The organism is Chakrabartyella piscis (genome assembly GCA_030067835.1).
Taxonomy (GTDB): domain Bacteria; phylum Bacillota; class Clostridia; order Lachnospirales; family Anaerotignaceae; genus Chakrabartyella; species Chakrabartyella piscis.
Genome location: CP092441.1, coordinates 1,149,765 through 1,176,061 on the forward strand (window position 1 = coordinate 1,149,765; position 26,297 = coordinate 1,176,061).

24 protein-coding genes are annotated in these 26,297 nt (G+C 36.7%); 16 read left to right on the top strand and 8 right to left on the bottom strand.

Going from position 1 to position 26,297, the window contains the following annotated elements:
• Window positions 1-86: 86 nt before the first annotated feature.
• From MJY40_RS05040 to coaBC, 6 genes are all read left to right on the top strand, one after another.
• The gene (locus MJY40_RS05040; protein ID WP_317855957.1) at window positions 87-503 is read left to right on the top strand and encodes a DUF6762 family protein; all 417 of its coding nucleotides are present in this window, start codon (window positions 87-89) and stop codon (window positions 501-503) included.
• Window positions 493-1,746 (top strand): hypothetical protein, encoded by a 1,254-nt coding sequence (locus tag MJY40_RS05045; RefSeq protein WP_317855958.1) that lies wholly within the window; start codon window positions 493-495, stop codon window positions 1,744-1,746. Before MJY40_RS05040 ends, MJY40_RS05045 begins: the two co-directional genes overlap by 11 nt.
• Before the next feature lie 239 nt (window positions 1,747-1,985).
• Window positions 1,986-2,462 carry a Cys-tRNA(Pro) deacylase gene (gene ybaK, locus MJY40_RS05050; RefSeq protein ID WP_317855959.1) on the top strand — a complete coding sequence of 159 codons (477 nt, stop codon included), beginning with the start codon at window positions 1,986-1,988 and terminating at the stop codon, window positions 2,460-2,462.
• Window positions 2,463-2,689: 227 nt separating this feature from the next.
• Window positions 2,690-4,213, top strand: a complete 1,524-nt coding sequence (locus MJY40_RS05055; protein WP_317855960.1) for a glutamate synthase-related protein — start codon at window positions 2,690-2,692, stop codon at window positions 4,211-4,213.
• A 192-nt stretch (window positions 4,214-4,405) separates the two neighbouring features.
• Entirely contained in the window at window positions 4,406-5,212 is an 807-nt protein-coding gene (locus MJY40_RS05060; protein WP_317855961.1) for a DUF4397 domain-containing protein, read from the top strand.
• 136 nt (window positions 5,213-5,348) lie between these two features.
• Window positions 5,349-6,545 (top strand): bifunctional phosphopantothenoylcysteine decarboxylase/phosphopantothenate--cysteine ligase CoaBC, encoded by a 1,197-nt coding sequence (gene coaBC, locus MJY40_RS05065; RefSeq protein ID WP_317855962.1) that lies wholly within the window; start codon window positions 5,349-5,351, stop codon window positions 6,543-6,545.
• A 95-nt stretch (window positions 6,546-6,640) separates the two neighbouring features.
• Here the strand turns inward: coaBC and MJY40_RS05070 are convergent, their stop codons facing one another.
• The 3 genes from MJY40_RS05070 to MJY40_RS05080 all read right to left on the bottom strand — a co-directional run bounded on the left by MJY40_RS05070 (window position 6,641) and on the right by MJY40_RS05080 (window position 11,283).
• Window positions 6,641-7,420 carry a polysaccharide deacetylase family protein gene (locus tag MJY40_RS05070; protein WP_317855963.1) on the bottom strand — a complete coding sequence of 260 codons (780 nt, stop codon included), beginning with the start codon at window positions 7,418-7,420 and terminating at the stop codon, window positions 6,641-6,643.
• Window positions 7,421-7,582: 162 nt separating this feature from the next.
• Window positions 7,583-8,866, bottom strand: coding sequence for an L-cysteine desulfidase family protein (locus MJY40_RS05075; RefSeq protein ID WP_317855964.1), 1,284 nt, complete (start codon window positions 8,864-8,866; stop codon window positions 7,583-7,585).
• Window positions 8,867-9,948: 1,082 nt separating this feature from the next.
• Entirely contained in the window at window positions 9,949-11,283 is a 1,335-nt protein-coding gene (locus tag MJY40_RS05080; protein WP_317855965.1) for an NCS2 family permease, read from the bottom strand.
• Between the two features lie 241 nt (window positions 11,284-11,524).
• Here MJY40_RS05080 and guaA point away from each other — a divergent pair, with 241 nt between their 5' ends.
• Window positions 11,525-13,063: a glutamine-hydrolyzing GMP synthase gene (guaA, locus tag MJY40_RS05085; RefSeq protein WP_317855966.1), complete on the top strand. Its 1,539-nt coding sequence runs from the start codon at window positions 11,525-11,527 to the stop codon at window positions 13,061-13,063.
• Window positions 13,064-13,302: 239 nt separating this feature from the next.
• Here the strand turns inward: guaA and MJY40_RS05090 are convergent, their stop codons facing one another.
• The 4 genes from MJY40_RS05090 to MJY40_RS05105 all read right to left on the bottom strand — a co-directional run bounded on the left by MJY40_RS05090 (window position 13,303) and on the right by MJY40_RS05105 (window position 15,836).
• A complete protein-coding gene (locus MJY40_RS05090; RefSeq protein ID WP_317855967.1) occupies window positions 13,303-13,866 on the bottom strand; it encodes a hypothetical protein in 564 nt (187 codons plus the stop codon).
• A gap of 228 nt (window positions 13,867-14,094) precedes the next feature.
• A complete protein-coding gene (locus MJY40_RS05095; protein WP_317855968.1) occupies window positions 14,095-14,763 on the bottom strand; it encodes a DUF4417 domain-containing protein in 669 nt (222 codons plus the stop codon).
• A gap of 194 nt (window positions 14,764-14,957) precedes the next feature.
• Window positions 14,958-15,473, bottom strand: coding sequence for an ImmA/IrrE family metallo-endopeptidase (locus MJY40_RS05100; protein ID WP_317855969.1), 516 nt, complete (start codon window positions 15,471-15,473; stop codon window positions 14,958-14,960).
• A gap of 3 nt (window positions 15,474-15,476) precedes the next feature.
• A complete protein-coding gene (locus MJY40_RS05105) occupies window positions 15,477-15,836 on the bottom strand; it encodes a helix-turn-helix domain-containing protein (protein WP_317855970.1) in 360 nt (119 codons plus the stop codon).
• Between the two features lie 178 nt (window positions 15,837-16,014).
• Between MJY40_RS05105 and MJY40_RS05110 the strand changes: the two genes are divergently transcribed.
• Complete coding sequence (locus MJY40_RS05110) at window positions 16,015-16,308, top strand: DUF6809 family protein (protein WP_317855971.1); 294 nt, start codon at window positions 16,015-16,017, stop codon at window positions 16,306-16,308.
• Between the two features lie 45 nt (window positions 16,309-16,353).
• Here the strand turns inward: MJY40_RS05110 and MJY40_RS05115 are convergent, their stop codons facing one another.
• On the bottom strand, window positions 16,354-17,568 hold the full coding sequence (locus tag MJY40_RS05115; protein ID WP_317855972.1) for a DUF6076 domain-containing protein: 1,215 nt from the start codon (window positions 17,566-17,568) through the stop codon (window positions 16,354-16,356).
• 498 nt (window positions 17,569-18,066) lie between these two features.
• On the opposite strand from MJY40_RS05115, the gene MJY40_RS05120 reads away from it, so the two are divergent.
• From MJY40_RS05120 to brnQ, 8 genes are all read left to right on the top strand, one after another.
• Complete coding sequence (locus MJY40_RS05120; RefSeq protein ID WP_317855973.1) at window positions 18,067-19,824, top strand: hypothetical protein; 1,758 nt, start codon at window positions 18,067-18,069, stop codon at window positions 19,822-19,824.
• Between the two features lie 588 nt (window positions 19,825-20,412).
• Complete coding sequence (locus MJY40_RS05125) at window positions 20,413-20,757, top strand: ribbon-helix-helix domain-containing protein (protein ID WP_317855974.1); 345 nt, start codon at window positions 20,413-20,415, stop codon at window positions 20,755-20,757.
• Complete coding sequence (mobP3, locus tag MJY40_RS05130) at window positions 20,758-21,924, top strand: MobP3 family relaxase (protein ID WP_317855975.1); 1,167 nt, start codon at window positions 20,758-20,760, stop codon at window positions 21,922-21,924. It abuts the gene before it with no gap.
• Window positions 21,925-22,038: 114 nt separating this feature from the next.
• The gene (locus MJY40_RS05135) at window positions 22,039-22,230 is read left to right on the top strand and encodes a helix-turn-helix domain-containing protein (protein WP_317855976.1); all 192 of its coding nucleotides are present in this window, start codon (window positions 22,039-22,041) and stop codon (window positions 22,228-22,230) included.
• Window positions 22,231-22,234: 4 nt separating this feature from the next.
• On the top strand, window positions 22,235-23,311 hold the full coding sequence (locus MJY40_RS05140; RefSeq protein ID WP_317855977.1) for a site-specific integrase: 1,077 nt from the start codon (window positions 22,235-22,237) through the stop codon (window positions 23,309-23,311).
• Between the two features lies 1 nt (window position 23,312).
• A complete protein-coding gene (locus tag MJY40_RS05145) occupies window positions 23,313-23,591 on the top strand; it encodes a plasmid mobilization protein (protein WP_317855978.1) in 279 nt (92 codons plus the stop codon).
• A 524-nt stretch (window positions 23,592-24,115) separates the two neighbouring features.
• Window positions 24,116-24,883 (top strand): aspartate/glutamate racemase family protein, encoded by a 768-nt coding sequence (locus MJY40_RS05150; RefSeq protein WP_317855979.1) that lies wholly within the window; start codon window positions 24,116-24,118, stop codon window positions 24,881-24,883.
• A gap of 81 nt (window positions 24,884-24,964) precedes the next feature.
• Complete coding sequence (brnQ, locus tag MJY40_RS05155) at window positions 24,965-26,272, top strand: branched-chain amino acid transport system II carrier protein (RefSeq protein ID WP_317855980.1); 1,308 nt, start codon at window positions 24,965-24,967, stop codon at window positions 26,270-26,272.
• Window positions 26,273-26,297: the final 25 nt, after the last annotated feature.

The window sequence follows — 26,297 nt, forward strand, 5'->3', positions numbered from 1 at the left end:
TTCATTTGATATACTTGTCTTTTCTTGCTTAGAAGATGAAAATGTAGTATACTATATGTAAGAAAAATGGGTAAAAAGGAGCAATTATGGAAGAACAAGTGATCGTTTTGATGAAAAAAGACAAAGAAACAGGTTTTTTGCTACAAGAATTGGGTGCTTACACCGTTTTCGAAGCAGAAGGCTTGGTTTTTCGTGCTTATGTAGAAGAAATTGAAGGCAAAAATATGGTGGTATTGCAATTGACTTCCTATAAGGAAATTGCGGATTGGGAATACGATGCCATCTTTGATTATTATGATACAGAAGTGTTTGCAGCATTTGACAAAAATGTTGAAGAAGTAGAAGGTGAATACCAACCCATTTGGATGTTGAAAACTCCATTCAGTGAAAGCCAAGTGGAAATGGAAGAAGTATTGACAGAAATCATAGAAATTCACAAAGAAGAATTGGAATCTGTATATGAGGCAATTGCCGATAAAAAGGATGATTATTGTGAAGCATAAAAAATGGAGAAACATTTCTCTTGTTTTGATGATACTTCTTTTGTTGATATGTGCTTGTACTGAGCAAACTCCTGTAGTGGAAATACCTCCTGTACAAGAAGAAATTCCATTGGAAGAGGTGAAAACGCCTGTGGTGGAACAAGAGGACTTGTCAGAAGAAGTGGATGTGCAAACAGAAGTGGAAGAAATTCCATTGGAAGAAGTGGAAGAGGTTCCAGAAGAAGAGGTTACAACACCTGAAAAAACCCAAACAGAGGAAGATAAACCATTTTGGCAAAGTGAATCCACCAGACAGGTGAATAACTTGACTTCCATTGCAACAGCAGCACAGTCTGCATACAAAAAAAATGGTATGGTGCGTGCGTGGGTCAGTAACAATGGGAAATTGTATGGATATTACGAAAAAGATTACATCACCACAGATGACTTGGTTAAAGGTGGCTTTTTGGAGTCTGGCTTGAGTTCATCTGAATATCAAATTTTGTATGTTAAGGGCAGTGATTTGACCCAATTTAGCAATATGAGTGTGTCATCTGGTCAAATGGGACTGACTGTTTTCGCAGCAACTTTATATGGAAATGAATATTTGATTGCTTCTGATAGTGGTAAAATTGGTTCACTTTCCAAAGCTGATTATACCCTCTTAATGAGTCAATACAGCAGCAGTCATGGAGATGTTTCCAGACTTTCTTCTGCATCAGCAGACTATACTCGTATTTTAAACTTCATCAGTTTGTATGATGGTGTGTTTGAAGAATATGCAGTGCGTGAAATTTGGATGGATAATAAATATGCAGTGGTTACCTTCTCTAGTATGGCGGATTTGGCGAATATCAAGCAATATATATTGCGCAATGATGCCAATTTCTGGGAAGTTGTGTATCCAAATGTACAAAAAGAAATGATGCTGATTCCAAGTGTCAACCAACAATTGCCAGATTTCAATTTGGATTTGTTGCCAAGTTATAATATTTATTCTTGGTTGGGTAAAATTGTAACAGAGCATGATGGTGCAATTGCAGCACTATTTGCAGAAAGAGTCATCACCAGTGCAGACGAAGTAGTATATCTTTGTGGCGTTACAAATTATGTGTATGCTATTTTGGAAAATGGAAATCGCTATGCAATTTATATCGAAGATGGCAATTGGACTGCAACTTATGCAACATCAGATTATAATGCAAAAAATATTTTGGAAGAAAAATCAGGCTTTGATTTTGGCTTCTTGATTTTAGATGATTGATGAAATAGATACCACCAGTTTGGATTTGGCATTGACCAATGATGAAATTGGTGGTATTCTTTTGTAAATCAACAGATTTTAAGAGCGTATTTGAAATGATTTCTCAATTTAAGATAAAGATACCTAGCGTTGACTTTGTAGGGAATGGTCTTGACCATTCCTCTTGTTGACAGTAGGCTACAGATGAATTTGGAAAAGTGATGTATAGATTCTGATGTAATATAGAAAGTGGGGGTTTTATGGTCAAAACAAATGTCATGCGTATTTTGGAAAGCAACAACATTGCCTATCATACAACAGAATATGAATTTGATGAAAACAATCTTTCAGGTATAGATGCTGCCAAGAAAATTGGTGTACCACCAGAACAAGTTTTCAAAACCTTGGTGACACGTGGTGATAAAACAGGAATTGTGGTATTTTGTATCCCGGTGGATATGGAATTGGATTTGAAGAAAGCAGCCATTCTTTCTCGTAACAAAAAACTGGAAATGACCCATGTAAAGGAACTTTTGGCATTGACAGGATACATTCGTGGAGGATGTTCTCCAATTGGAATGAAAAAGAAATATCCAACATTTGTGGATGAAACAGCAATTTTGTTTGATGAAATTGCAATCAGTGCTGGCACAAGGGGTGTACAAGTCTTTTTGAATCCAGAAGTTTTGATGGAATTTGTGGAAGCAAAAGAAGGGGATTTGACCAAGGAAATGTAATGTATTAACTTGAAATCAGGAGTTCAAGTTGTAGATAAAGATTATAACCGTTTGCAAAATGCAGGCGGTTTTTTGATTGCCACAACATAATACATACAAAACATATGTGTTTACTATGCACACAACCGTTCATCATTCATGGGATTTTGATGTAATTATGTTGCATTGGAAGAAAATCAGCAGTATACTATAAGAAAAAGACGCTGACATTTGAAAGGGGAATTATCATGACATATAGTCCAAATTTAAGTTCTGCCCTCAATAAAACCAGTATGCGAGATCCAAAATTCAATTCACCATGTTCCGGTATGTGTACTTTGTGTATTGGCGAATGTTCTGGTCCTTGTGAAATTGGTTTGTCTGCAATTCGTGGTGCAGATACAGTGTATCCCAATATCCCAGGAGAAATTCAATATGCATCTGCAAAGGATTATCCAGTGGATTATTCTCATTTTACCATCAATGGTCGTGTGTTTGGTGCATTGGGTGCACCAGAAGACTCAGATCTTGCAACGGTATACCATGTGAACACAGAAACTACAATTGGAAAGAAACATCCAGTACCATTGGCATTGCCTTTGATTTTGCCAGCACTTGCAAAGCTCAATTGGCGTGATTATTTTGGTGGTGCTGCTATGGCAGGTGTGTTGACTGTCATCGGTGAAAGTGTTGTGGATAAAGATAGCCAATTGGTTGTGGAAAATGGCAAAGTGACATCATGTCCATTGTTGCATGAAATGTTTGATTCTTTCCAAAAATACTATCGTGGTTATGGTCAAATCATTTTGCAAGCCAATTTGGATGATGAACTTCGAGGCGTTTTGGATTATGCAGTCAAAGAAGTTGGGTTCAAAGGTATCGAAATCAAATTTGGACAAGCTGCAAAGGGTATCCAAGCGATGGGTTTGATTGGTAGCCTAGAAGAAGCATTGAAACAAAAATACAATGGTAATCTTGTGTTGCCAGATCCAGAAGACCCAAAAGTACAGGAAAACTACAAAAATCGTATGGGTAAACCTTTCCGTTTGTACAATAGATTGCCAATGTGGACAGAAGAATATTTGGTGAAACGTTTGGATGAATTGCGTGCTATGGGCGTAGAAAACGTATACTTCAAAATGACTTGCTACGATGAACAAGATATGGAAAAAGTACTACGAATGGCTGCCAAATGCGATGTGGATATGATTACATTTGACGGTGCTGGTGGTGGCAGTGGTGGTAGCCCAATCAAAATGATGAATGAATGGGGCGTACCAACAGTTGCAATGGAAAGTACCCTTTATAAAATGATGGAACGCTTGGATCGTGAAGGTATTGTGTTGCCACAAATTGCAATCACAGGCGGATTGTCTACAGAAGACCATGTATTCAAAGTGCTTTCTATGGGTGCACCTTATGTACAAGTGGTTGGCTTGTGTAGAGCTGCAATGGCTGCTGCATTTGCAGGTAGAACCATAGGCGAATTGATCGAAAAAGGCAATATTCCAAAAGAATATGCAAAATATGGCTCCACAGTACAAGAAATCTTTGCAGACTTGCCAGAATTGCGTGCCATTTATGGTGAAGAAGCAGATGACTTTGCACCAGGTGCAATTGGTGTGTATTCCTACTTGAATCGTGTTGGCTTGGGTCTTTCTCAATTCATGGCGCTCAATCGTAAATTTGCTTTGGAATACATAGATCGAAGCGATATTTTACCATTGACACGAGATGCAAAAGACTTGATGGATGGTAAATGGCTACAATAAACCAATGATTTACGGTACTTAGTAGGGGTGGATTCTATATCCACCCGTAAAACAACAAATAATCTTAAAAATTTGGAGGTTTGCCAATGGTGAACCTCTTTTTCTATGAAATCTTCATAAAATATCATTCAGTACAAACACCAACAACAAATAATTCCATATCATATAACAAAAACAATGGGTGGAGATAGAATGGAATCAAATTGGGATGCAATGAATGTGGAACCGATGGAAGAAATGGCATTTCCTTTGCCACTGGAAACAGAAGAATTGGAAATTCAAGATAAATCAGATGTAAGTTTGGAAATACAAAAGGAAGATGTACGCAAAATATATCCAGAAATCAATATTGTGCCAAATATCACAGCAACTTTGATACCCATTATTTCAGGTATCACTTTGTATAGCTACATCCGCTTCTTTGACGCATATCCATCAGCACAGGCAGTGGATATTTATGTCAATGGTAGGCTGACTGCTGAAAATGTGTTGTATCGACAGTTCACAAAATATTGGAAAACCTTCCCAGGATACTATCGCATACAGGTGTATCGTACAGGAGATAGAAGACGTGCTTTATTGGATAAATATATCAATCTCATTGGCTATCGTGTCTATACAGTGGCTTTGAGCGGTTTGAACGATAACATGGATATGGAGCTTATCAATGATTTCTTGAGACCACTTCCAAACCAACAAGCCTATATTCGTATTGCTGGACTTTCTGCAAATGCACCAACTATGGATGCTTATTGGGATGATAGCTTGGTGCTTTCAGAAATCAATTATCCTGAAATCAGTCGCTATTTGTTTACAAGAATCGGCAGACATAACTTGAAAATGCGTGATTGGGTCAGTGGTGCAGTTCTGGTGGAAGAACCAGATATCCAGCTTTTGGGTGGTAATGCTTATACCGCTTATGTCATTGGCGATATGACAGATCGTGTAGGACTGCAAATTATTTTGACACGTGAAGGAATTTCTTATTTGAATTTTTGAAAAAAACTAGTCGAAAAATGAAATGTTTGGTATACTGTCTGTAGGATTCTAAATAACACAATGTAGGGGCGGGTTTCCATGCCCGACCACAATAGACGATATATTTTACACGGACGATATACAAAGGAGCGATACCATGCAATTGAATGGAAAAACAGTGGTTTTGGGTGTAACAGGTAGCATTGCAGCATATAAAATTGCAAATCTAGCAAGTATGCTTGTGAAATTGGGTGCAGATGTACATGTCATTATGACAAAAAATGCAACAGAATTCATTACACCAGTCACATTTGAAACATTGACCGGAAATAAGTGTATGGTGGAAACCTTTGATCGCAATTTCCAATTCCATGTGGCACATATTTCTTTGGCAAAAAAAGCAGATGTGATGCTCATTGCACCAGCCAGTGCAAATGTCATTGGAAAATTGGCAAATGGCATTGCAGACGATATGTTGACCACAACAGCAATGGCTTGTACTTGTAAAAAATTCATTGCACCGACTATGAATACCAATATGTATCACAATCCAATTTTGCAAGATAATTTGCAAAAACTGTCTCAATTTGGCTATGAAATCATTGCACCAGATAGTGGTTTCTTGGCTTGTAGAGATGTGGGTGATGGCAAAATGCCGAAGGAAGAAGTGCTTTTGGGGTATATCACAAAAGAAATTTCATATGAGAAAGATTTGATTGGTAAAAAAGTTTTGGTTACAGCTGGACCTACCCAAGAAAAAATTGATCCTGTGCGTTATATTACAAACCATTCTACAGGGAAAATGGGTTATGAATTGGCAAAAGCAGCAATGCTTCGTGGTGCAGATGTCACCTTAGTCAGCGGAGTCAGTTCCTTGGAAAAACCAATGTTTATGGAATTTGTGCCAATTATTAGTGCAGCAGATATGTTTGAAGCAGTCACCACTAGAGGTGTGGAACAAGATATCATCATCAAATCAGCAGCAGTTGCAGATTATAAACCAATGACGGTTGCAGATGATAAAATGAAGAAAAAAGATGGCGAAATGAGCATTGCTTTGGATCGTACACAGGATATTTTGAAATATCTTGGCGAACATAGACATGAAGGTCAGTTCCTTTGTGGCTTCTCTATGGAAACCCAAAATATGTTGGAAAATTCCCGTGTCAAATTGGAAAAGAAACACATTGATATGATTGTTGCAAACAATTTGAAGGTTGCAGGTAGCGGTTTTGGAACAGATACCAATGTGGTCACCATGATTTCTAAGACAGAAGAAGTGCAGTTGGAAATTTTGTCCAAAGAAGAAGTGGCACATTGTATTTTGGACGAAATCTTGAAATTGCAAAAATAAGTATGTGAAATAGAATTGTATATTGTAGGGGCACTCCTATGTGAGTGCCCGAAATAAAATGGAGGTATTGTCATTGTTGCAATATCTCTTTTTTGTTATGAATTTAAAATTTGTCTACCTTCATGATCCATTTTGAAATCATCACGATGAATCAATTCTGAAAGTGGTACAATTTCATAGCCATCTGCTTGTAACCCTTTGATGATGGTGTCAAGAGCTGCTGGTGTGTACTGGGCATCATTGTGGAATAGGATAATGGAACCATTGCCTAGATGCTCGTGGTTTAAGACTTGGTTGATTTCAGATTCGACACCGTATTCTTTCCAGTCGAGACTGTCCACATCCCACTGTATCGGATAATACCCCTCAGCATAAACTGTAGAAATCACAGTATCATTATACTCGCCAAAGGGTGGTCGAAATAAATCCATATCGATTCCAGTAATCTCTTTGACGCTGGCATGACAGCTTGCCAATTCCGCAGCAATCTGTTCAGCTGAAAGTTGATTCATATGTGGATGTGTGGCGGAGTGATTCCCCAAATCATGACCAGCATCTGCAATTTTTTGTACTTCTTCAGGATAATCTTCTACCCAATAACCACACAAAAAGAAAGTCGTTTTCACATTATTTTCTTCCAAAATACGCAACAATTCATCGGTATCATCGGCACCCCAAGCGGCATCAAAACTAATGGAAATTTGTTTTTTGGGTGTATCCACGCAATAAATGGGCAACTGTCTTGTTTGAGTTGCAGACACCATAGACGACACTAGGGCAGTGGTGGGTGGTGCACTGAAAACCAAGCATACTCCACACAAAATGCTGGCACAAATGAGAAGTGTTTTTTTTTGCTTATGTAAAAAAGAAATCATACAAAAACCTCCTAAAACCTTTGATTTACTATATGATGATTTCAAAATTCTATGACAATTGTTGCAATGGAAAGAAACGTAAAAAACACCACAAACCTTCTCAAAATAGAAAGTCTATGGTGTTTATAATATCAATATCTACAATAAATGGGGTGGAATGGTTTAGCATTCCACATTTGCTTTGTCAATCATAATATTCAAAATTTCAACATCTGTGGACTTCATGCCAACACGAGCCATATGTCCAACACACTGGATGGTTTTTTCAATGGAATCCTTCAAAATACCTTCATTTGCTGAGAAAGCATTGTCAGCCATTGCCATATGATGTCCCAAAATTGCAGCTTCCAAAGAAGAAGAAATTTTAGCAGCACAAGAAGCCTTTGCACCATCGCAAACAATACCGCCAACATTTGCAAGGGTATTGCTAATGGTATTGGAAATTTGCTGCAAAGTACCACCTTTCATATAGGTGATTGCGGCACCAGCACCAGCAGCAGCGCTAACAGCACCACAATATGCAGACAAGTTGCCAATATATCGTTTTTGGTGGAGTGCAATCAAGTTGCTGACAACCAAAGCACGATACAATTGTTCTTTTGAAACTTCCAATTCCTTTGCATATTCAATGACAGCAAGAGACACAGTGATTCCTTGGTTGCCACTACCAGAATTGATGACCACAGGCAAAGAACATCCACCCATACGAGCATCAGAAGCAGCAGCAGCTTTTGCACGTGCTTTAAATTTGATGTCATCGCCATAAGTTGCAAGTAGGGTTTTGCCCACATTTTGACCATATGAATTTGCAAGTCCTTCTTGGGAAATGGCGGTGTTCATTTGGATTTGGTGCTCCAAAACAGTACAGACATCTACAATTTTGACAGTGTTTGCAAAATCAATGATATCGGCTACATTTAAGAGGGTTTTGTCAGCACTATTTGTGGTGACATCGCTGAGTTTATTTTCATAAATCACTTCACCATCTTTTTCAATTTCAGTAATCAATGTATGGCGATTGACAATGGTAACTTTGGCGTAGTGATTGTCTTTCATTGCTTTTGCCACAATGAATAAATTTTCAACACCTTCTTGCAAGAAACAAGAGCAGAAGTTTTCTGCAACCAATTTTTGTGTCAATTCTCTATGCGCATCAGTCACATCTTCCAATACTTCCAATTCCTTTTCACTATCACCACCAACAACGCCAAGGATGGCAGCAACTTCAATGCCACGAAAACCACCAGAATTTGGAACCGTTACACCCTTTACATTTTTGATGATATTTCCACTACAATGGATTTCTATGTGGTCAGGAAAATCACCCAAAACAAAACGAGCTTTTGCAGCAGCATACGCCAAAGCAATGGGTTCTGTACAACCCAAAGCGGGTTTCAATTCGTTTTCTAAAATTTGAACATAATTGGAATAAAGCAAATCGTTCATAAGTCATCTACCTTTCTGCGATGGCAAAATAAAGAATGTTTTTTTGTAAATACAAGCCAATGGTATATATTGATTGCAGTCATACACAACGGTTTTTTATTTGACAAATTTTTTAGAATTTTGTACTTTTTTTGATGTTTTCTATTCACATTATACAATTTATGTGATGAAAAGTCAATATAAATGAAAGTTTTCTATAAAAACAATGAAATAAATACATAAATACTTTGCATGCAAAATAAAATTTATGGTACAAAATTATGAGTTTTATTTGTAGTTAGTATGCTTATAATTTGTAGAACGTTGATTTTGTAGGGGTGACGTTTCGTCACCTGTTTAGGATGTTTGTGAATTAATTTTAGATAGGAATTTATTCAAGTTTTAGAGCATTTAGACCTTACTTTTTGACACCAAAAAGTAACAAAAAGTGCCACTACTTCCGAAGCGTGGAGCACGGTTCAAGGGGGCTGCGACCCCTCGAAACTCCTTTGCAAGGTGGAATCCAATTGGCTAGAGAAATAATTTATATTCGAGCATACTTCCTTCATGGCTAGTGACGCATATTGAAAATCCCACTAGTAATGATTTAGGGGATTCCGCTTTGCAAGCAAAGGCTGAGTGGAAATCAAAAGTCATTTGTTTACTACTTGCTTTGCTTTTGAAGCAGTAATTAAGAGGTGAGGGGCTTGTCACTCACGGTCTAATCGTAGGATTTACACCATTACACTTCTTACTTCCAGGGGGATATATAAGGGGGTCTTGACCACCTTATAGCGTGGCTCCACGCCTTCGCAAAGAGTGGCAGCTTTTGGACTCACCGCCAAAGATATGGCGGTCACACGTAGTGTGATTTTGCTTGCAAAATGATGACCTCTTTTCACTGTTGAAAAGTAAGGTCTGAAACTCTTTAAACCTTAAATCGCTTCCACTCCTAGAATTACCATTCCTCTTTTCCTATCTTGTTTTTTTAACAGGAGGATAATATCCTCCCCTACGTTACACTACACATTATATAAATAATATACCTCATCTAAAGCAAGAAAAAAGACTCCTCACAAAGAGAAGTCTTTCGCAGAATACAATTACATCACCAATTTCAACAAGAAGAAGAATGCAATGATCAAGATAACAGGATTCAATTCGCTTTTTTTACCTGTCAATACTTTCAACAAAACATAGGAAAGTACACCAAATATCAAACCTTCAGAAATACTATAAGCAGCAATCATCATAAGAATGGTAATGAAAGCAGGGAATGCTTCTGTAAAATCAGAGAAATCGATTTCAGTAACATTTTGAATCATAAACAAACCAACTACAATCAATGCAGGAGATGTTGCAAAGGATGGAATGGTTGTCAAAATTGGAGAAAAGAACAACGCAATCAAGAAGAAAATTGCAGTGGTGAAGGCAGTCATACCTGTACGACCACCATCAGAAACACCAGAAGCACTTTCTACAAATGTGGTTACAGTAGAAGTACCAAGCAAAGCGCCACCAGTGGTAGCAACTGCATCTGCAAACAAAGCACCTTTGATGTTAGGTAATTTTTCATTTTCATCCAAGAAACCAGCTTTTGTGGAAACACCAATCAATGTACCCAATGTGTCAAACAAGTCAACAAACAAGAATGCAAAGATAATGGTGATGAATTCCAATACAGGAATGCCACTGAAGTTCAATTTCATAGCAATTGGAGCAAGAGAAGGTGGTGCAGAAACGATACCAGATGGAATCAAGGAATACATACCAGCATCAATATCTACAACATAAATACCGGTCAATTGGCAAATGATACCCAATACCCATGTCAACAAAATACCATAGAACAAAGCACCTTTTACATTTCTTACCACCAAAACCATAGTCAAGATGGTTCCAATCAAAGCAAGCGCAACAGAAGGACTTGCAACATTACCCATAGCCACACAGGTAGCAGAATCGGCAACAACGATTTTTGCGTTTTGCAAACCGATGAAGGCAATGAACATACCAATACCAACACTGGTTGCTTTCTTCATGTTGGAAGGAATTGCATTGAAGATGGCTTCACGTACGTTGACAGCAGAAAGGAAAATGAAAATCAAACCTTCTACAAATACAGCTGCCAAAGCAACTTCCCAACCATAACCATATTGACCACAAACGGTGTAAGCGAAGTATGCATTGAGACCCATACCAGGTGCCAAAGCAAATGGATAGTTGGCAAAGAAAGCCATACACATACAACCAATTGCAGAAGCCACACAAGTTGCAGTGAGCAATGCACCAAAATCCATACCCGTAACACTCAAAATACCAGGGTTTACAACAATGATATAAGCCATAGTCATAAAAGTAGTCATACCAGCCAACACCTCTGTTTTGAGAGTTGTGTTGTGTTGTTTCAATTTGAAACAGTTTTCAAAAAAATTCATAAAAATCTCCTTTTTCATTGTAGTTCTAATGATATAATAATATAAAAACACAAAGAATATCATAACAAAACAAAGACGATATTGTCAATGAATATGGGGGCAAAAAATGTCAAGTTTCTTAGAAAATACACGATTTTTGCCATTACCACTTGTCAATAGAATTTGTCTATGATAAGATGTAATATAGGTTTAGTATACCTCATTATGAGGTATGTATGTGAATAGAAATTGGAGGTAGAACATGAACCATGAAATGATTATTGTGTTGGACTTTGGTGGACAATACAACCAATTGATTGCAAGACGTGTTAGAGAGCATCACGTGTATTGTGAAATTATGCCTTGGAATAAATCCATTGAGGAAATCAAAGCGAAAAATCCAAAGGGTATCATCTTCACAGGTGGTCCAAATAGCGTTTATGATGAAAAATCACCACATTGTGATCCTGAAATTTTCAACTTGGGTGTACCTGTGTTGGGTATTTGCTACGGTTGTCAGTTGATGGCGTATACATTGGGCGGTAAAGTGGGCAATGCTCATGAAAAAAGTGAATATGGTAAAACAGATGTGACCATTGATACTACAAGTAAATTGTTCAAAGGCTTGGATGCTGAAGAAATTTGTTGGATGAGTCATACTGATTTTGTAACAGATATGCCAGAAGGCTTTAAAGTAGTGGGTAAAACTGCAACTTGTCCTGCTGGCGCAATTGAAAATGAAGCAAAAGGCTTCTATGGTGTGCAATTCCATCCAGAAGTAAACCATACACCAAATGGCTCCAAAATGTTGTATAACTTCCTATATGAAGTGTGTCAATGTGCAGGTGACTGGACAATGACAAACTACATCGAAGACCAAATTAAAAAAATTCGTGAACAAGTTGGTGATAAAAAAGCACTTTGTGCATTGTCTGGTGGCGTGGATTCTAGCGTTGTAGCAGCACTTGTTTCCAAAGCAATTGGCAAACAACTGACTTGTGTGTTCGTGGATCATGGCTTGATGCGTAAAAATGAAGGTGATGAAGTAGAAGAAATCTTCGATGGTTTCTTTGATGCTCATTTTGTTCGTGCAAATGCAAAAGATCGTTTCTTGGATAAACTCAAAGGCGTTGTGGATCCAGAAGCAAAAAGAAAAGCAATTGGCGAAGAGTTCATTCGTGTATTTGAAGATGAAGCAAAGAAAATTGGTAAAGTGACTTTCTTGGTACAAGGAACTATTTATCCTGACGTAATCGAAAGCGGCTTGGGTGATTCTGCTGTCATCAAATCCCATCATAATGTTGGCGGTTTGCCATCTGTTGTAGATTTTGATGAGCTCATTGAACCACTTAGACTTTTGTTCAAAGATGAAGTGCGTGAAATGGGTCTTGAATTGGGACTTCCTGAACACCTTGTTTGGAGACAACCATTCCCAGGTCCAGGTCTTGGAATTCGTGTCATTGGTGAAGTAACAGAAGATAAATTGGAAATCTTGAAAGATGCAGATGCAATCTTTAGAGAAGAAATCATGAACTCTGGTATTGAAAGAAGCATCAACCAATACTTTGCAGTTATCACAGATGTGCGTTCTGTTGGCGTTATGGGTGACTTTAGAACTTATGACTATACCATTGCACTTCGTGGCGTTTCCACAACAGACTTTATGACGGCTGATTGGGCAAGAATTCCTTATGATATCTTGGATAGAGTGAGCGTTAGAATTGTAAATGAAGTAAAACATGTAAATCGTATCGTGTACGATATTACTAGTAAACCACCTGCAACTATTGAGTGGGAGTAATGCTCACTGGTTTGCGTATACAAAAAATATACAGAAAACACCCTCTTTTAGGGTGTTTTCTTGCGTTTTATAACATATTATGCTAAATTTACGAGGATTTATGCAATGATGTATTGCGACTGATAACAAAATGATAACATAATTTTTGTTGCCACACAGTTTCAAAGCCTTATAAACACCGATAACAAGCGGTTTTTTGTATAAAATCTCTGAGTACAATTTGGATTTTGGGATATCAATTAGTTATCTTCCTCCACAATACCATTTCCGCTTACAATCAAATGCTCATCTGATAGTTGTTCAAAAAAGCGCCAACATTCTTCATTTCCTGAGATATCAGGGCAGATGTCAAGAAGAAATCCATTTTCAAAGTGAATTTTAATATCTCCAAATTTGCTTATGATGATTTTTGATACAATAAAAGTGGAGTTTTGATTATGAAACATTTTTTTGGATATTTCATCAAAACGATTATTGTCACTAATATCCCAATCAAATGCCTCATAATCGAAGTTAGAATCGCTATATAATACATTTGAGGGTTGGAAAATATCACCTCTAGAAAGAATAATTTCATCACCACAACTCAATCTAAAGTGGCAATCAATGTGCAATACATACTGTGGCACATAAACAATTTTACTGATTAGTTTTTTTTCGTCATTAAAACCTCTGATGTTTTTTTCGATATAATCTCCAAATCCTAAATCGCCCATAGAGCCTGAACGGATGAAGGATTGCAGTTTTTTACCATTTAATACTTCTAAAAAATTTTTAATAGTGCTTATATTTTTTTTATTCATGAAAGTCTCCTTTACTTATTGAATAGATCCTTTGCTATTTCTAATATTTCCCGAAAACCATACCCTTGCCCTGATACTTCATCATGCAAAATACGTGATTGTTTAGGTGTTAAATTCAATATTTTTGCAATATCATTTGTTTGTTTATTTTGAGATTGATTATTCATGGGGGTTTACCATGTTGTTTTTTTGAACCCCTAAAAAATCTTCCGCCTGCACCACCACCCATTATATCACCACCTTTTTGGAGTCATGATATTGGCTGGTAGAACTATGAAATTGTAAAATATGTATACCTTGTTGTTTGTATTTTAAGAACAATTCATCTGGTGCAGAACCATATACAACAATAGTATGAGGTGATAAAACATTTACTAATTGTTCAAGACCTATTTTGAAATAGTACTTGTCTAACTTTTGTTTGATACATCCATGTGTTCCTACAGACACAATGCTATTTTTAGGCACACCATCAAAACAAAAATCAAAAGTTCTTTCATCTCCAAATCGTACATTGGGAATTACAATTATACCATTTTCTTGAAAATAATGTGCCAATGCCTTACCTCTATAAGTATTCCAACCTTGCATAATTAGTGGCATATTACGATACAAGCTAAAGTCTGGGGAAATAACCCCTTTGAATTTTTGAAGAAACGGTAGATATATATCTGGTCTGTTCCATACTCGTTCAAATTTATCATCATGCTCGTAAAATGAAATGAACATATCATAATCAATATTTTTCTGTTTTCTTGCTGTATATGCTTTAGAAAATGGTATTACCTTGGTTGGTATAGAGTTTGTTGGCTTGATAATTGGAATTTCAAAAATTCCATCATAATTTGCATTTTTTAATAAAAATGCATGAAAAATATCATTTCTCTTTTCTGACATATTGCCTCCTCAAAATTGTAATTTTTTGCTTGAAATCATTGCAATTTCTCATTGGATATGTCATAATGTAATTGTCTAAGATTGGATGAACACATCCATGAGAGTGGCACTTTGTAAGTTGCGCCAACAACTTACAGAGTGTCTTTTCTTTTTTTTCTGCAATCAATAGCCTCACCACCTTTCTAAGTATGATATTAAATAAATTTCATTTGTATTTTAGCTGCTCTATTTGAAACCTTACACTTCACACATATTTCTTCTACACTTAATCCGGAAATACAGGCTGGTGTCATTAATAAATAACCAGCAAAGGTATTAGCTTGCCATTCTGGATCTTGAAACGCTGGTATTTTCGCATCATGTGATATTCTGCAAAGTGTAACACTATCACTATCGTGCATAAAGAGGTGACCAATCTCATGAGCGATAGTGAATCTATCTCTGGGATTATTGTTACAAGCACCTTCATATACATCATTTCTAATTCTGATGAGATTTTTACTTGGAATAGTTTCTGCATATTTATCTGTTAAATCTTTGTCATCTACAATTTCATAATTGAAATTATCAATTAAGTTTGGAATAATTAATTCTAAAAATTGTATTACAGGGAAACATAGTCGATTTTCCAAACCTAAAGTTTCTTTAATTTGATATACATAATTTTCGATATCTTTTCTTGAAGTACTGAGTGCTTTGTATTGTGTCATAAATTATTCTTCTATCCTTTCTAAAAGTGTTTTCAGTTGTTCAATATCCTTGCTATCAAAATTATTTAATTTTCTAGCAAAAGAAAATGCTAATTCTTTATTTTCTGGTGCTAAACCATCAAATGAAATTTTCAAACTATCGTTTGTTTCAGAGTAGGCAAATTCTAATTCTTTTTTTTGCACAATTGTTAAATTATAAGACGTGAAGATAGTGTTTAACCATCCATCAGGTATTTTTTTCTTTCCATTTTCAACTGCGGATAAAAATGATGATGTAACACCTAGCTTTTCAGCCATATCCTTTAAAATTTCGTTATTATCAATGCGTATTTTACGAAGTATCTTTCCAAAACTTGTAATCATAATTAACCTCCTGAAAATTATAATATTTACCTATATGCACATATTACACCATAAACGAAAAAAAGTCAACCAAATGGTTGAATGTATTATTTCCTGGGTTTAAATGTTATTTGTTGCATTTGGTGAATGGCTATTTATAACCACCTGTGATATTGTATGTGCACAAGGAGGTGAAACAATGAAACTGATAGAAGAACTATTTTATGGCAACGTCAATCCAAACGGAAAACTACTTAGAGAAAATGAGTCTTATCAAACAGCAATGAAAGATTTGGATGCAAACGAAGACCTTCTCTCAAAACTACTCGAAGGCAAAGAAAAACAACTATTCCATGAAATCTTGAATGCCTACTCAGTAATTCTTGGTGAAACTTCGGTGTCCCACTTTGAAATGGGATTTAAGTTTGGTGCAAAGTTGGCTGTAGAAATTATGGATGAAGATATTGAAAATTGCTTGAGAAGTATGATATAAGAAAATCTCCCCACCTGATTACGAATGGTCAGGTGAGGAGATTTTTTATTTCTTGATTTCTGTAGCATATTCTTCAAATGAAATTTCATCCTTTTCTGCTTTGGTTCGCCACGCAACTGCCCAAGCAGACCACTTTTCAAATTCCGCCACGGTCATTTTCTTTTTCATATATCGTGCGTAGTGTGCCTTGTATGCCCTGTTGTAGGTTTGCCATACGGGATCGGTTTTGCATTTGTCATCGTATTTTTTGCGTGAACCAATTTCTCTGCAAGTTTTCGAATTGTCTTGTGGAGCGGGGTGGTCGCAATAGTCAGTGTATTTTCCAGACTTGATTAAAAAATAGGTACCGCAGTTCATACACTTTTTGGGTATGTAATTTTGTTGGATGCCATGGAATAAATCGAAGTATAAAAAGGCGCCGATGCTTTGGAATTCGTAGGATGCACAAAAAATATTTTTATCACCTTTTTTGATAACAGAATGAAAAAACTTTGAATAGCCAGATGTGAATTTGAAATAATTCCTGTCTGGTTTTTTCTTTGTGCTGTCAATAAATGAAACAAAAGCGTTGGCAAGGCTATCGCTATCCAAAAACTTACTTTGTGCATTGAGGTAGTTGTCAACAAAATCGTGGTACAAGTGAATCACTCTTAAAACATCTTCTGTAAAAGTCAAATAGGATTTGCAAAGATTTTCAACTTGTGCGTTCATATCCTCCAAATCCAAACTCATGCCGGCACAATCAAGACTATAACGCAATCCACTTGGAAAAAATTTATTCAGCTGTGAACGATATACATGGATGCCAGAAGAATCTAAATCCAGATAGCTAAATCCATAATCATTTACATAGTCATCTTCGTAATCATCCTCATCATTCCAATCTGAATCTGTATCGGAGCAAGGAGTTTCCCAAAACCATGTTTTGGAAGAAAGTATAGCAAATAGTTTTTCTGTTTGCATGAACTCGCTGTTGGAAATGAGTTTGGATATGGAAAGTTTTTCGAAAAAGAAATCCAAATTGTTCATAACAGCCTGAATATTTTGTGCATAGGCATTGTAACTTTCGATTTCATAATCAGACATATCACCAAAAAGACGTAAATATTGTGGTTCTTTCATCAAAACAGTTCGATAACGATTTAGGTCGTCAGTTATGTCAAGATTCAATAATTCGGTTAAGAATTCGTTGTTTTTGTAAGCAAATTTCTTGTTTATGTATATTTCATTTTCATAAAAATGAGCGGTAAAAGAAAACATAATTCCTCCTCGAAAATAGATGTAGCATAATGAAAAAATAGAAAGCACACAAAATTTTTCAAAATAGATAATAAAATATGAGCAAATAGAGAACATACAATAATTCTATCACATCTATTTACAAAACGCAATGGAACGTATACAGTTGGAATTAGATAATAACTGTTTTTGATTTGACATCTATCATGTGGGATGAAAATAAAAAAAATTTCAATCTCATGTCATAAAAAACATCTTCTCGTTGCCAATATAGTGAAGGGTTCTTTTGGTTACATGGCAAAGTGAATGAAAAAGGGTGTTGCAAATGTAGCAAAATCACCAAAAATAAAGTTTTTTGGAAAATTGACTTGAAAAAGGGTTTAGAAGTGAGGAAGTAGGTGAGGAGGTAAATTTAAAAATTTTTTCAAAATGGTTGACGAAATGCGTTTCTCGTTGCCAATACAGTGAGGGGGTAAAAAATAACAAGATATACTTTTACAAAACAAAGGAGGGAAGCAATTGAAAACACCAAATTACAAAATGCCATATGAAGTCCGTGCAAATCGCTTGTACAAATGGGTTGCAAGTGGCAAAACCATGAAAGACATCTTGCTTTGTAACTTTCTGCCACACTTAATCTCAGAAAAAATATACGATGATGGCAAACAGCTATTGCGGTATTTTGAAGTGGGTGGCGTATTTGAAGATGGTTCAGAATTGCCAGCACTGACATTGTCCGTTGCGGAGTTTGAAACCATGAACTGGGTGACACCAAACTGGGGTGCAAAATGCAACATAGAAGCTGGACGAGCAATCAAGGAACACATTCGCCATGCAATTCAGAGTACAGGACTTGCTCTCGAACCTGAAGTGGTTTATGTGCACAGTGGATTTCGAGAGATTGATGGAAAGCTGAAATATCTGTTGACAGGAATGGAAATCACCTGCGAAACCAAGGATACCACATTGAAAAATTATTATTTTCCAGAAGAACTGGATGAAAATAAAGTGAATGCGAGCTACGAACTTCTGAAAAGTGACTTGGTTGCAAAAGAAGTCTTATATCCACTCGTGGCATTCATGTACTTGGCGCCGCTGACACATTTGCTGAAGCTTGCAGGGTATCCACCACAATCGGTTTTGATGTTGGTGGGTAGAACAGGTGCAAAGAAATCTTCATTGTCTGCGTTGATGCTTTGTCATTTTGGAAATTTCACTCATAGCACATTGCCTTTGACATTCCGTGATACAGGCAATAGCATCATCGAAAGATTATTCACACTCAAAGACTTGCCAGTGGTTGTTGATGATTTCCACCCAACAGGCGGTGGTTATGAAGAAACAGCTGTGTTGAAAACAATGCAACTTATCATGCGAGCCTTTGGAGATGGGACAGCAAGAGCAAGCCTGAACCAAAGACGTGAGTTGAAAGAAGCAAAACCGCCAAGGGGTGTTGGTCTGGTCACTGCTGAATATTCTCCTAATATTTCTGAAAGTGGTCTCGCAAGAAGTATAGAACTTTCCATAAAGCCAAATGACATCGCCGTAACTGTTTTGTCAGAGTGGCAAGAAAAGGCTGCGAACAACTATCTGTCAACCTCGATGAAGTCATATATTCTGTGGCTTGAAAATCAACTGGATACAGAAGAAAAACAAGCAGTTTTTATTTCTGACATCAAAATTTTATTTGAAGTGTATCGTGAAATGGTTCGTGAACGATTGCGAAAGGAAGAAATCCATTTCCACGATAGAACACCAGAGGGCGTTGCATTCTTGTTGGTTGCCTTTGAGTATTTCACGTGTTTTCTCTTTGGAAAGAAGATGATTGATGTGGATGAAAATAAAAAGTTGAGTGATGAAATGTTTGCAATCTGTATTGAACTTTGCAAGGCACAAAGTGAAAGCCTACATGAGGTTTCTATTTCTGAAAAGTTTATTGGAACAATTATTTTGATGATGGAAAATGAAATCATTCGTGTTGTACCCAAAGAAAGTTTTATCAGCTGTCAAAATGACTGCATTGGTTTTTCTGATGACGATTTTTATTATTTGAATATGACCGCAACACTAAAACACCTTCGGAAATTTTGTTTGGAACAGGGTGAACCGATGCCACCGAGTGTAAATATTTTATTAAAGCATTTGGATGAAGATGATATTTTGCTTTTGAATTCCAATGGTGGGAGAACGCATTCGGTTCGAATTAGCAGCACAAAAAATTTAAGAGTTGCTATCTTCACAAAAGATAAGTTTGACAAAACGGAGTCTGTAACATAGAAGGTGTTACAAGTGTTACAGTGTGGCAAATCTGTTACACCGTTACACTGTTACACTTCATAATATCACCAACTACTGTTTGCTTAAAAAAGATAAGGAGAACAAAAACAGAGAGATTCGCCCTTGTTGCCGCCTGTGTTGGCTTGTGTGAGGCTTTGTTGGTAGAGATGGGATAGTTGCACCAAATGCGGTTTGAAGGGCACACACACCCAATGTACAACGGCGTTTCTGACACGGAAAATAGTTTATAGGGTGTTTGCCCAACGGAGAAGTTATAAACGCAAATAAGCCAATGTACACCGATATTCATGGGGATAGAATCCGCTCAAAAGCAGAGCGATTTACGGCAGTTTATGGCGATTTATAGGTCGCATATTAAAGTGCGGGATAAAGTGGGTGCACCCACGGTTACATCGGACGGCAGTGCCGACCGTGTTTACAAGACAAAATTACAAAGAAACTCAAAAATATGGGTACACCCAAGTGCTGTGAAAGGTGCTGTTGGATACTCGAAATGCCGAATCTAAGCCATTCTTTAGGTATACCTTGAGGTGGTCGTAAAGCAATATATAGGAATGAGGTGTGAAAATGAATGCAATGAGAACGAATATTTGGATTGATGAAAAATTGCTGAAAACAATGAATTTGTTGGTGGAAAAAGAAGATATGAAAAATCAAAGCGAGTTTGTAAATCGTGCAATCGAATTTTATTCTGGGTACTTGTTGACACAAAATGCCACGAAATTTATCTCAAATATCTTGATAGGTGAAATGCAGGGAGCAATCAATAGCTGTGAAAATAGGTTGCATAGACGAATGGTTGAAAATGAAATCAAGACGGATATGATATTGAATGTTTTGAGATTTGCATATCGTTTGAGCCGTGAAGAACTAGAAACCATATGTGAACAAATAAGAAATGAAGGTGACTAAATGCCTAAAGTGATTTTGAAATCCAACTACATCAAGGGCGGTGGCGCTCATGGTGGAAACCTTGTGAATTACATTGGTACACGAGATGGCGCGGAGAAACACGTCCAGAAATACGTTGATTATATCGCAAATCGAAAAGGTGTTGAGAAATTCTCAAATCATGGATTGTTTACAAGTGGTAATGACAAGATTATTTTATCCAAGGTACAAGAAGATGTGGCAAACCATACGGGCAATATTTGGTTGCCTATTATCTCTTTAACTCGTGAAGATGCAATTAGAACAGGCTTTGACAATGGTACTGCATGGAAAAATATGCTGTCACAAATCGCACCAAAGATAGCCGATTACTACAAAATTAAGATTGATAATCTTCAATGGTATGCCAGCTTTCATAACGAAAGTCATCACCCTCATGTGCATATGGTGGTGTACTCCAAAAATCCAAACGAGGGCTATCTCACAAAAAGAGGTATCGAGCAATTCAAAGCCATGGTGACCAAAGAGGTGTTTTCGCTAGAGTTGGAACAGGTATATGCCATGCAATCCATGCAGCGTGACGAAGTGAAACAGAGATGCAAAGATATATTCCAGGGCATTAAGGTGCAACCAAGTAATGAGATATTGCAGTTGATTTATGATTTGAACCATGCAATACAAAACCATAAAGGCAAAAAATCCTATGGTTATTTGAAAAAATCAGATAAGACTAAGGTGGATAAAATCGTAGACGAGCTTGCAAAACTGCCTGAAATCAAAGAGGCTTATGACCTATGGTATGATACAAAATTTGAAATCCATAGCAGTTACACAATAGAAAAACCTGAAAAATTACCACTGTCAGAACAGGCTGCATTCCGTTCAATCAAAAATATGATCCTGAAAGAAGTGGAGCAGATGGATATAGATTTAGGAATGGATATAGAGTTGAGTAATCAAGAGAAACCACAGAAACTTGAATTGCAAAACAACACTATCGGTATTGGTATTTTGAACGTTTTGAAATCACTAGAAAAAGTATTTACTGATGAAATGATAAAGGATTGTACTACAATGAATCAACGTATAGATAAAAAAACACTGGCAAAGAGTATTGAGAAAAAAGAAGCATTGGGGATGAAACATACAGGTGAAGATTTACAAAATCAACAAGAAATGAGTATGTAAAAGCAGAGATAAATCGCCAAAATTTGTTGCTTGTGTAGAAGTTACAACATGATAACCACTAACACTAGCTATTGTAAAAAACTTAGGGTATTGTGTGTTTGGAAAGGAGAATCTATGGAGAAAAAGATGTTTGTATCGGCAAGTGAAATGGCAGAAAGCCTTGAAATATCAAGGGCACACGCATACAAAATCATCAAAAAATTGAATTCGGAATTGGAACAAAAAGGGTTTATGACATTAACAGGTAAGGTGAGTCGGATATATTTTGAAGAAAAGTTTTATGGAATTGTAGACGAATCGAGGTGAGAGTATGTCGGTAAATAAAGATCCATCGAAGAATGGTCAGTGGTTGGTATCGGTTAGGTATCAAGACTATACAGGTCAAACAAAACAAAAATGCAAACGTGGATTCAAAACCAAACGTGAGGGATTGGAATGGGAAAGGGAGTTCATCAAAAAATCCCAAACGAATTTGGATATGACCTTCAAAAGTTTCGTTGAAATCTATGCTGAGGATACAAAACATAGGGTAAAACAGAATACATGGAGAACCAAAGAAAGCATAATAGAGAACAAACTTCTGCCATATTTCAAGGATAAAAAGATGGATGAAATCAAACCAGCTGACATTATAAAATGGCAAAATCAAATGATGAAACGCAAAGGAAATAATGGAAAACCTATGTCACCTGTGTATCTAAAAACCATTCACAATCAACTGTCTGCAATCTTCAATCACGCAATCAGATACTATGAATTGCCATCCAACCCAGCCCAAAAAGCTGGGAATATGGGTAAAGAGAAAACAAAAGAAATGTTGTTCTGGACTAAGGAAGAATACTTGCAATTCTCTGAAGCCATGATGGATAAACCAATGAGTTATTACATTTACGAGGTATTGTACTGGACGGGAATTAGAAGTGGTGAACTTTTGGCACTTACGAAAGGGGATTTTAATTTCGAAAAATCCACACTGAGAATCAATAAAAGTTATCAAAGAATCGGCGGTGAAGACATCATAACCGATCCCAAAACACCCAAAAGTAATCGAATCATTTCCATGCCAGACTTCTTGTCAGAAGAACTTCAAGAGTACATCAATAGTCTGTATAAAGTGGAAAATGAGGATAGGATATTTCCAGTAACCAAAAGTTATTTGCAAAATGAAATGGCAAGAGGATGCAAAGAAACTGGTGTCAAAAAGATACGAAACCATGATTTGAGACATTCACACTGCTCCCTTCTAATCAATATGGGATTTTCAGCAGTGGCAATCGCAGACAGATTAGGGCACGAAAGCATAGATATTACATATCGCTATGCACATTTGTTCCCAACCAAACAAGGGGAAATCGCAGATAAACTATCAATAGAAAGAGGGTTTTAACATGAGTCAAAAAGCAGTAGATCAGAAAAATAGATGGAGAAGTAAAACAGTTGCATTCAGGGTTTCACCAGAAGAATGGGTGGAAATCGAAAGACTTGTGAAGCTGAGTGGTATGAGCAAACAGGGGTATATCATGCATCGGTTACAGAATACAGAGATGACGATACAGGCGAATCCTAGGGTGGTGAAACATTTAAAGAAGGAGTTACAAGAACCTATAGATGGATTATACAATAGTGATATAGGACAGAAGATGATTGGTGTAACATTAGAAATTTGAGATATATATTGAATGAACTGACTTTGATACACAGTTCTAGAAGTGAAGTTGTTGGAAAAATTTAATGACGTATATTCATATGGATCGTAGACTATCCAATACAACAGGATATCACATGTAGAACGTATAAAAATTATAAAAAACATCAGTATTTATTTATAAGTAGTATATGGAAATGGGGAGATGGAACAGTAAAAATGTCAGTTTGTAAATGAATTCTATCATAGTGTTTTCAAAATATATTTACGATAATAGGAAAGTGGAAATATCGTTTTGTTGAATATGTACGTGTATTTGTACAGAGATAGGGGAATAGTACAAAAAATATCGTATAATATGGGTGCATATTAATGAAAAAGTGTAAAATATGCTGTGTATAAAAGTGGAGGGGATGAATAATAACTAAAAAGTGGAAAGTTTGCATATTATTATTGACAGATATTACTAATGTGTTTATAATGAAGTTAATTCACTGAAGTACATTCATCAAAGGGAAAGAAAATGAAGAAAAGGGGTTGAAACATATGAACAATGGGTATTCATCAATTCGAAAAGAAAGTGATATTCTCAAAATGTATACAGTGCCAGACAAGCGATTTATTGCTGGGCATGCCATTGGTATTATTGCTGTAGACTTGAATTATCCCAAACTTCCAGGAAATGTTGTAAATGCAACAACATATGACTATCCTGTACTGTATGAAAAGGTTGAATTTGAAATAGAACAACTTTTTGAAGGAGATGGAGATATCAAAGAAGTGATTTTGCAAGCAGCAAGAAAGCTACAAAGTCAAGGTGTTCGTGCTGTTGTAGGCGCTTGTGGATTTTTTGCAAACTTCCAAAAAGATGTTGCGGATGAATTGGAAATACCTGCCTTCCTTTCTAGCATGGTGCAGTTGCCAATGATTAAATTGGGGATTAGAACTGGTAAAAAAATTGGCATCATCACAGCTTCTGGAAATGATATTACAGATAAGATGCTGATGGATGTAGGTGTATCACCAGAAGACTGTTACATTCAAGACATCGGCAGTTTGGATGGATTTAAAACCATTCGTCATGGATATGAATATTTAGACAACGAAAGCATTGCACGTACGGTTGTGGAAGCGGCAGAGTTGTTGGTACAAAATCATGATGATGTAGGTGCAATTTTGCTTGAATGCAGTGACATTCCACCATATGCTTTTATGGTGCAGGAGGCAGTGAATTTACCTGTATTCGATTTCATCACACTCATCAACTGGGTGCATCACTCCGTAACACAAAAACCTTATTATGGGCATTTCTAAAATCTACATTATGGTATAAAGCTATATAAGAAATCCAAAAGTTTTTTATTGTCAAAGGATGAGAACTATAGGAGGAATAGCATGGAAGAGAAGTCACGACAGAGTAAAGATACAATTATCATTGGTTTAGCGATTTTTGCAATGTTTTTTGGTGCAGGTAGCTTGTTGTTTCCGCCATATTTGGGGATGACATCAGGGACATCTTGGACAATTGGTTTTATTTGTTTCTATATAGTGGATTTGGTGTTGGCATTCGTCACAGTTATTGCTTTGATTAGAGGAACTGGCAAAATGTCGGGGATAACTGGAATTATTGGAAAAATCCCATCTACCATAATCAATACAGCTGTTTTGGTCTGTATTGGACCACTGTTTATTGTTCCGAGATCTTCGGCAACAACATATGAAATGGCAATCATTCCAGTATTGCCGAATTTTAATCCAGTCGTATTTTCCATTATCTTCTTTGGGATTGCATGGGTTATGGCGGTTCGTCGCTCGAAATTGGTGGATTTGATTGGGAAGTATTTGACGCCGATTATGGTTGTGACATTGGTTATTTTGATTTTTGTAGGGGTTACAAATCCAGTTGGAACAGTGGTAGCACCAGCGACTGATTCGGTTATTCGTGATGGTATTTTAGCAGGATATCAAGCGATGGACGTGTTGGGAGCATTGACGGTGGCAATCGTTGTAATAGGAACTGTTTCAGAACGTGGTTACACAGAAAAGAATGTGCAAGTTTCCATTGCTGCAAAAGCATGTATTGTAGCAGGAACATTATTGTTTTTGATATATTGTGGTTTGACCTATTTGGGTGCAAGTGCATCAGGTGTATATGATATCACAACCATGAACCAAGCAGGCTTGTTGGTAGCCATTACAACACAGTTGTTGGGTGAAAGTGGCATGGCACTTCTGGGTGTCATTGTAGCAGCAGCTTCTTTGACCACTGCCATTGGGGTATCTTCAGCAGTAGCAACCTATTTTGAAGGTTTATCTGGACAAAAATTGTCTTACAACACTTGTATTACAATCATTATGATTTTCAGTACAGTGGTTTCCAATTTTGGGCTATCAGCCATCATTAGTTTGGCTGTGCCTGTATTATCTGTTGTATATCCAACAGTCATTACATTGATTATACTATCTTTCCTTCGTGGGAAAATTTACAATGTCAATGCGTACAAGGGAGCTGCTTTGGTTTCCTTCATTATTAGTATTTGTACAGTTGCAAGCAGTTATGGCGCACCTATCACATTTATACAAAAACTGCCATTGGTTGCTTATGGATTTGAATGGTTGATTCCAACAGTGATTGGTGGAGCGATTGGTTCTTTGATTAAGAAGAACAGTGAAATACCAGCAAATGCAGATGAAGGCTATTAAGAAAACACACATATATTACTTAAAG